This is a genomic window from Aestuariivirga sp., assembly GCF_041738905.1.
In the GTDB taxonomy this organism is placed as follows: Bacteria; Pseudomonadota; Alphaproteobacteria; order Rhizobiales; family Aestuariivirgaceae; genus Aestuariivirga.
In genome coordinates this window covers 1-6,468 of sequence record NZ_JBGSOZ010000171.1, presented here as the reverse complement: position 1 = coordinate 6,468, position 6,468 = coordinate 1, and the positions used below count along the sequence as shown (strand labels likewise).

Below are 6,468 nucleotides of genomic sequence, written 5' to 3'. Positions count from 1 at the left end.
ACCCAGGATGGAGATTTTGCGATCTTCCACCTGAAAGAAGTGATCCGCCTGATCAGCGCGGCGCCGGAAGTCGATTCTGTCACGATCCTCGCGCACAGCCGGGGCGTATCGCTGGTAACAGACGCACTCCGGGAGCTGATGATTGAAGCGCGCGGGTCAGGCCTATCGATGCGCGACACATACCGGGTCGAAAACCTGATCCTTGCGGCGCCGGACATGGACCTTGGGGTTATGGAGCAGAGGCTGGTCGCCGAAACTTTTGGCATGGGGTTCGGCCAGATCAATGTCTACGTAAATCCAGGAGACGACGCCCTCGGCCTGTCCGGCTGGGTCTTCGGCGCGCCTCGCTTCGGCGCCCTGACGGCCGAATCCATGTCTGAAGAATCCAAGGCTGTGTTCCGGGGCGTCCGGTCCGTCTCCTTCATTGCCGTCACAGACGCTGACCGGTTCGATCCGCACAACTATTTCCGCCGCCATCCCGGCGTCCTGGCGGATATTGCCGCAACCATCCGGACCGGCGCTCATCCGGGCGATGCTGAGCGCCCGCTGGAAAAAGGTGAGTTGAACTTCTGGAACCTGGACAAAGACTACATTCCTTTGCTTCAGCCTGCTTTCGGAGAACACTGACCCATGCTCATTGACTGGCGTCAGACGCACGGCGTCCTCCCCCAAATCGAGCCGAGGGTTCAGATGGCTAAGAGACCGGGAGCATCACTTTGCAGGCCGAACTCGCTGGATCGAGATGCATCAATTCCCTGCATGCTTTGCCGCGTGACCGGATAAACTGATAATGGCACAGCAAAGAGCAATCATAGGAAAAGCCCGCGCCGCAGAAATAAGGCGCGGTGATCAATTGATAGCCTATACTATGGCGAGCCTCGTTGTGCTCATGGCCATCGTCTATGCTCTGACACCTGCTCCTGAAGACGTCGTCTCCCGTTCCGACCCGGTCTGGTTTGCAATGGCTGCTCTTGCGGCCGGAACCATCGTTCGGGTCTACCTTACCGGAAGATCGGCGCTCAGCCGTCGCACCGCACTGATCCTCACCATATTTGAATTCAGTGTTCTGACATTCCTCATCGTCTGTTTTGCCCAACGTTACTCCCAGCCTGCCGCATTTGTCCTTAAGTCCCCGACATTCGTTTGGCTTTTCGTACTGATCAGCTTGCGCTCCCTACGATTTGATCCGGCCGAAATCCTGGTTGCCGGAGGAGCCGCCGTGTTGGGGTGGGCAAGCGTACTTGCCTGGACGCTGATGGAAAGTCCCACTGGAAGCGTCACACGGGATTTCGTGGCCTATATGTCAGGGTCTCGGATCCTCATTGGCGCTGAAATTGAAAAGCTTATTGCGCTCTCGGTATTCACTGCAGCGCTGGCAATGGCCATGCATCGAGGGGAATCTTTCCTTCGCGATCTGTCGGCAAGAACCTACGAGCTCGCAAAAACACTTCGCAAGGAAAAGCTCCTCATCCGTAAGCTTGAAGTCGAGACACTCGAACGCAAGGATGCCAATGCCAGACTGAGAGATGCCCTCTACAAGGACGCCTTGACAGGATTAGGCTCGGCAGCCTGGCTTGAAATCCAGATCGAAGAGCTCTCAAAATCGTCTTCAAAGTCCGGGCCGCTTCTTGCCCTGATCGACCTGTGCCAGTTCAGGCAATTCAATGATGTCCTCGGCCATCATCATGGCGACACAATTTTGATCTCCGCCGCGCGACTTCTCGAGACCGGCTTTTCGGATCGCGCGCAGGTGTTCAGGGTATCGTCAGATGAATTCGCCCTTCTGATCGACTGCGGCGTCTCCGTGATCGACGGCCACGAAATCTGCAGTGAAGTACTGGGATTGTTTGTTGCGCCGTTAGGATCTGGCGCCGCTCGTTTTTCAGGCGGGGTGAACATTGGCGCTGCCGTCGCTACGAATCGGGATGGCGCGAATCAACTGCTTAGCAATGCAAGCCTCGCCTTGAATGCGGCCAAGCGCCGGGGTCGGCAGCACGCGAAAGTCTATTCACAGAAGCAGCGAGAGCGCGTCGAGACGTTGACCCGGATAGAGCTGGCGCTGCCAAGAGCGTTGAAACACAAGGAACTGTTTCTGGCCTATCAACCGATCATGCATTTGCAGACACGACGACTGGCCGGATGGGAAGCGCTGTTGAGATGGAACAGTCCGGAGCTGGGCGAATTGGCTCCTTCAGATTTTATTCCGGTCCTCGAAGAATCGGGACGCATCGATGAAATTGGCTGCCGGATCGTTGGCCAGGCTGTCGAGGATGCAAAGATGATGAGCCGGCGGCTAGGAAGGGCTGACCTGTTTGTCAGCGTCAATGTGTCCGCCAAGCAACTGAATTCCCCTGAATTGCTTGTCGCGGCGGTCAAATCGGCTGCGTCGGATTTCGACAACCTGAAGCTGGAACTGACCGAGAGTTGTGTCGCCAACGATCCGGATGCCGCTTCCAGGGTGCTTTTTCAGCTGCAACGTGCAGGCGCCCGTCTCGCGATTGATGATTTCGGAACAGGCATGTCTTCGTTGGCTCACCTTCAGCGCTTCCCCTTCAGCACGATGAAACTGGATAAGTCCTACGTCCAATCCGATCAGGACCTTCTCACTCGGGCAATCATTCAGCTTGCGCAATCTCTTGGCCTCACCACCATCGCCGAGGGAATTGAAACGCAGGAGGACATGCACCGACTTTCTGACATGGGGGCGACCTTTGGTCAGGGCTATCTCTGGGGGCGGGCCGCCCCGCTAGCCGCATGGCTCGACCATGTCTTCTGAGATCGGCCCAGGACGCGGTCGACGGCTGCTCCAAATTGTCTTCCACGCCGGAATATTGGCAACATCGCGCTATCAATGAAACTGCAGGAACGAACGCCGCTTGAAAGTCAGCCTTCTCATTCAGGTTTCAAAAGCTGAAACGCAACGACAAGAACGATGCGCAGGCACCTACGCATCCTCCGATGAGAACGCGTTTGACGGCTCCCACTTCGACCACACAAATGCTCGACTTCTAAAGCCAATATCGAAAGAGCCGTGAGCCATGCGCCCGATCCTGATCCGAGCGATCATCATTTCCATGATCGTAGGCTCGCTCCTGACACTCATCAACCAGTTCGAGCGCGTTGCGGCGCTTGAACTTCCAAACCTCTGGAAGATGGGCCTGAGCTATGTCGTGCCCTTTTGCGTTTCCCTGTTCAGCGCGCTGGCGGCCAAGGCGCCGCCGACGGATTAAACTCAGCTACCGGTCTGCGCTGCCCGAATGCGATCGGAGATTCCGGCCTCCGTTTCCTTGTGCGTCACGAGATCAATCACGGCCTGGCTCTGGACGTCGACCAGCAGGAGTTGGCCCGTCTTTATACCGCCTGCAAAATGGGTCCGGATCGCTGGGCCAACACCGAGACGGTCTGCTTCAGCGAACACGGCCTCCTTGTCGCGCTTTGTATAGTCGATCCGGACAAAGCTGACGCCGTCCCAGTCGCCGGACGCGGCAACAGCTTCGAGTTTCGGGTCCAGCGCCCTGCAGTTGGGGCACCAGTCAGCATAGACGCGAATGGCAGCGATCTCGGACGATGCAACAGGGCGGCTTGCTTCACCGGCTGGCCGGTTTGTTTCAGCACAAGCGGCCAGCGGGGCAATCGCGACCACCATTGCAGCTGCGGCGGCAAAAAATGTTTTCATGATCTCGTCTCCTTCTGGGGTCGGCAGAAACTACCGGTTGCTTAACCTGTCCGCTCGCTCTGCGGGACTGACATTTTCGTGATTTCGCTTGCGTAACGGTCTGGCGAGCAGATATTCCGGACTAAGCAGTCAACAAATGGATTCTTCCTCTCATGCGCCCGATCCTTGTCACAGCGCCGCCCTTCATTCTTGCTGCGTTCCTTGTCTTTATGGGGATTCAGAAGTTCGCTGGCGACGTACCGATCTTTTCCATCATCGAAGCCAATGTCAGCAACCAGACAGGCCTCACACTCGCATTCATCGAGCCTTTCGGGCGATACCTGACCGGAGCACTTGAGTTCCTCGCCGCCATCCTGCTTGTGGCTAGGCGCTTCTGGGGCGGCCTCCTCGCCACCCTGGTGTCTGCCGGGGCTGTGGCGGCCCATCTCACGTTCCTTGGCATATCCACCCCTGAATCCAGCACGCCCGGCGCCGCTGAAAGCCCGGTGCTCTTCTTCATGGCACTCGGCGCGCTCGCCCTGTCCGGGCTGGTCACCTACCTGGCGCGCCCCAGGCCTGCCACGAACGAAACCTGAGCTTGCAATGAGCTCTGGCCGGTCAGTCGTTCGATCGATTTCGCTTTCGTTCAACAGCCTTCCCCTCTGGGTCAGGCTCTGGATGGCGGGCTGGCTCGTGCCGGTCAACGCAGCTTCGATTTTCTTTCTTGGTACGCCGGTTGGCCTATGGACAGCCATCAGCGCCGGCCTGGTCGGCGTCAGCAACACGTGGCTGGCACTCCGTCTCGGAGGGCTCTCCCGCGCCCTCGCCTTTCCTCATCTTGTTGTTTGGATCCCACTTTGTATAGTAATCGCGGCGCGGCTGACGGGGCCTGATGCCGGATCAATCGGGCGCACCGAGTACATCTACGGCGTTGTGGTGCTCACAACCAATATCCTCTCCATCGGATTCGACCTAGTTGATGCCTATCGGTGGATAGCGGGCGAACGGTCAGTTCCTGGACAAGGCTCCGCAGGGCCGGCCTGACTCTACTCCGGTCAAAGGAAAACGCCGGCTGGGGTTCAGGCCCGGCGAGAGAGGCGCGCCAATTCAATCAGCTGGCCAAGTTCTCCAGCGGTGGCTTCAATTGGCTTGCGGCTCCGATCCACGCGGGCTTGAATGAGGCTCCCCTGCAAGGCAGAGATACACAGCACCGCAAGTCGGCTGGCTTCAGTGCGGGAAAAGCCATCTTCCGCGAGCTTTCCTTCAATCAGGGCCTGCCTTGCACTGTAAGCCTTTCGCGCAGCTTCGGTGACCCGCCGGTCTTTTGGGGCAAGCTCCAGGATAACCGTGGTGATCGGGCAACCGTCCCGGTAGCCAGACTTTTCCATCCAGCCAGCAAGAAGCCGCGCGTGCTCCTTAAGGAGCTCGGAAGTCGACCCGGTCTTGCGCACCAGCGTCTCGACGGTACGGACGACGCGCTGGCCGGCTTCCTCTACTGCCGCTGCGGCAATCGAAGGCTTGCCCTCCGGAAAATAGTGGTAGAGCGAACCCTTGGGTGCGCCGGAAGTATCGACAAGGTCGTTGAGACCGGTAGCCGCATAACCCTGCTGGCGGAAAAGCTTCACCGCTGCGTCTATGACCGGCTCGCGATGACGTTGTCTTGGCGCCATGAAACAATCTCCTTGTCATTAGAGAATATATTGATCGGTCTAAATCGAACCGCAAGACGGGCCGTTGCCGAAAGGGGCTGCGAGACTGCCTAGGCTAATGCAAAAAAACGGCCCGCCCAGAGGGGGCACGTAAACTGAGCAGCCACTACGAAAATATGCTGCGTGAATATTTTCGTTCTACCTGGCTTCAATCAGCATCGCTTACCGTGACGTAGGCAGAGCCTTCAAACAATTCTGCTTCACGCCGAAATGAATTATAGACAAAGTCTGCGAAGGCGCGCGTTCGCGGTGCATGTTGCATCTCCGGTTGCATCAACAGCCAGATATCGAGGTCGTTTTCGAGACGCCGAGGAGGAACGCGGATGAGTTCAGGGCGCGTATCTCCTAGTCGGCAGGGAAGCCGCGCTATTCCGACGCCTGATTCCACAGCAGCCAGAACTTCTAGCTTGCCAGTCAGCCGACACCCGATTTTGGAGTTCGGATAAGTCTTCAGAGCCCAGTCCGGTTTGATCGACCGAGTACCGAGGATTATAAGTGTGGGGGCTTCTTTGTTTTGCCGCCAATACTCCCTTTGTGCGTACACTGCGGTTCTTTGAACACAAAGTTTTCGGCCGACGAGATGATCATCCGGCGTATTCGACGCTCTGATCGCAATATCCGCCTCCCGGCGATTCAGGTTGGCAATGTCATCGGTGGAGACCAGCGAGAGAATCAAATCAGGATGCTCCTGCCGGAACCGAGCGATGATGGGTGTGAGAACGGTCACCATAAGCGCAAGCGGTGCGGTAATGACGAGCTCGCCAGTCAATGAATGATCGTGAGCTCTCAGCGTGCGCTCGGCCGCATGGACGGCTGCTTCGGCTGAACAGGCACGATCAAGCAGTGCCAGTCCCGCGTCTGTAGGGAAATAGCCCTCCTGGCGTCTGTCGAACAGCCGGACGTTGGTTGTCTCTTCCATCGCCGCAATGCGGCGTGAGACGGTGGAATGATTGACGCTGAGTGCATGCGCAGCGCCGGTTACTGTCCCCGATCGCGCTACGGCGAGAAAGAAGCGGTAGTCGTCCCAATTCAGCATCGTGCCTTTTTGCACGTCAATCGTGCGAAAGTCGATAATTTTCGCAAGACCTCCTGACCTCTATCTCG

The 6,468-nt window shown here is 57.6% G+C and carries 8 protein-coding genes; 5 read left to right on the top strand and 3 right to left on the bottom strand.

Going from position 1 to position 6,468, the window contains the following annotated elements; genetic code table 11:
- The 3 genes from ACEW8Q_RS16350 to ACEW8Q_RS16340 all read left to right on the top strand — a co-directional run.
- Positions 1-627, top strand: a 627-nt coding sequence (locus ACEW8Q_RS16350) for an alpha/beta hydrolase (RefSeq protein WP_373505122.1), incomplete at its 5' end; no start/stop codon positions are given.
- Between the two features lie 163 nt (positions 628-790).
- On the top strand, positions 791-2,776 hold the full coding sequence (locus ACEW8Q_RS16345; protein ID WP_373505121.1) for a putative bifunctional diguanylate cyclase/phosphodiesterase: 1,986 nt from the start codon (positions 791-793) through the stop codon (positions 2,774-2,776).
- Between the two features lie 262 nt (positions 2,777-3,038).
- Positions 3,039-3,230: a hypothetical protein gene (locus tag ACEW8Q_RS16340; RefSeq protein WP_373505120.1), complete on the top strand. Its 192-nt coding sequence runs from the start codon at positions 3,039-3,041 to the stop codon at positions 3,228-3,230.
- 2 nt (positions 3,231-3,232) lie between these two features.
- Here the strand turns inward: ACEW8Q_RS16340 and ACEW8Q_RS16335 are convergent, their stop codons facing one another.
- Positions 3,233-3,676, bottom strand: coding sequence for a TlpA family protein disulfide reductase (locus ACEW8Q_RS16335; protein ID WP_373505119.1), 444 nt, complete (start codon positions 3,674-3,676; stop codon positions 3,233-3,235).
- Between the two features lie 152 nt (positions 3,677-3,828).
- Between ACEW8Q_RS16335 and ACEW8Q_RS16330 the strand changes: the two genes are divergently transcribed.
- Both ACEW8Q_RS16330 and ACEW8Q_RS16325 read left to right on the top strand, forming a co-directional pair.
- Complete coding sequence (locus tag ACEW8Q_RS16330) at positions 3,829-4,251, top strand: hypothetical protein (protein ID WP_373505118.1); 423 nt, start codon at positions 3,829-3,831, stop codon at positions 4,249-4,251.
- A gap of 82 nt (positions 4,252-4,333) precedes the next feature.
- The gene (locus ACEW8Q_RS16325) at positions 4,334-4,699 is read left to right on the top strand and encodes a hypothetical protein (protein WP_373505117.1); all 366 of its coding nucleotides are present in this window, start codon (positions 4,334-4,336) and stop codon (positions 4,697-4,699) included.
- Between the two features lie 35 nt (positions 4,700-4,734).
- Here the strand turns inward: ACEW8Q_RS16325 and ACEW8Q_RS16320 are convergent, their stop codons facing one another.
- Together ACEW8Q_RS16320 and ACEW8Q_RS16315 are read right to left on the bottom strand one after the other, a co-directional pair.
- Entirely contained in the window at positions 4,735-5,325 is a 591-nt protein-coding gene (locus ACEW8Q_RS16320) for a TetR/AcrR family transcriptional regulator (RefSeq protein ID WP_373505116.1), read from the bottom strand.
- Between the two features lie 187 nt (positions 5,326-5,512).
- Positions 5,513-6,415, bottom strand: a complete 903-nt coding sequence (locus ACEW8Q_RS16315) for a LysR family transcriptional regulator (protein WP_373505115.1) — start codon at positions 6,413-6,415, stop codon at positions 5,513-5,515.
- Positions 6,416-6,468: the final 53 nt, after the last annotated feature.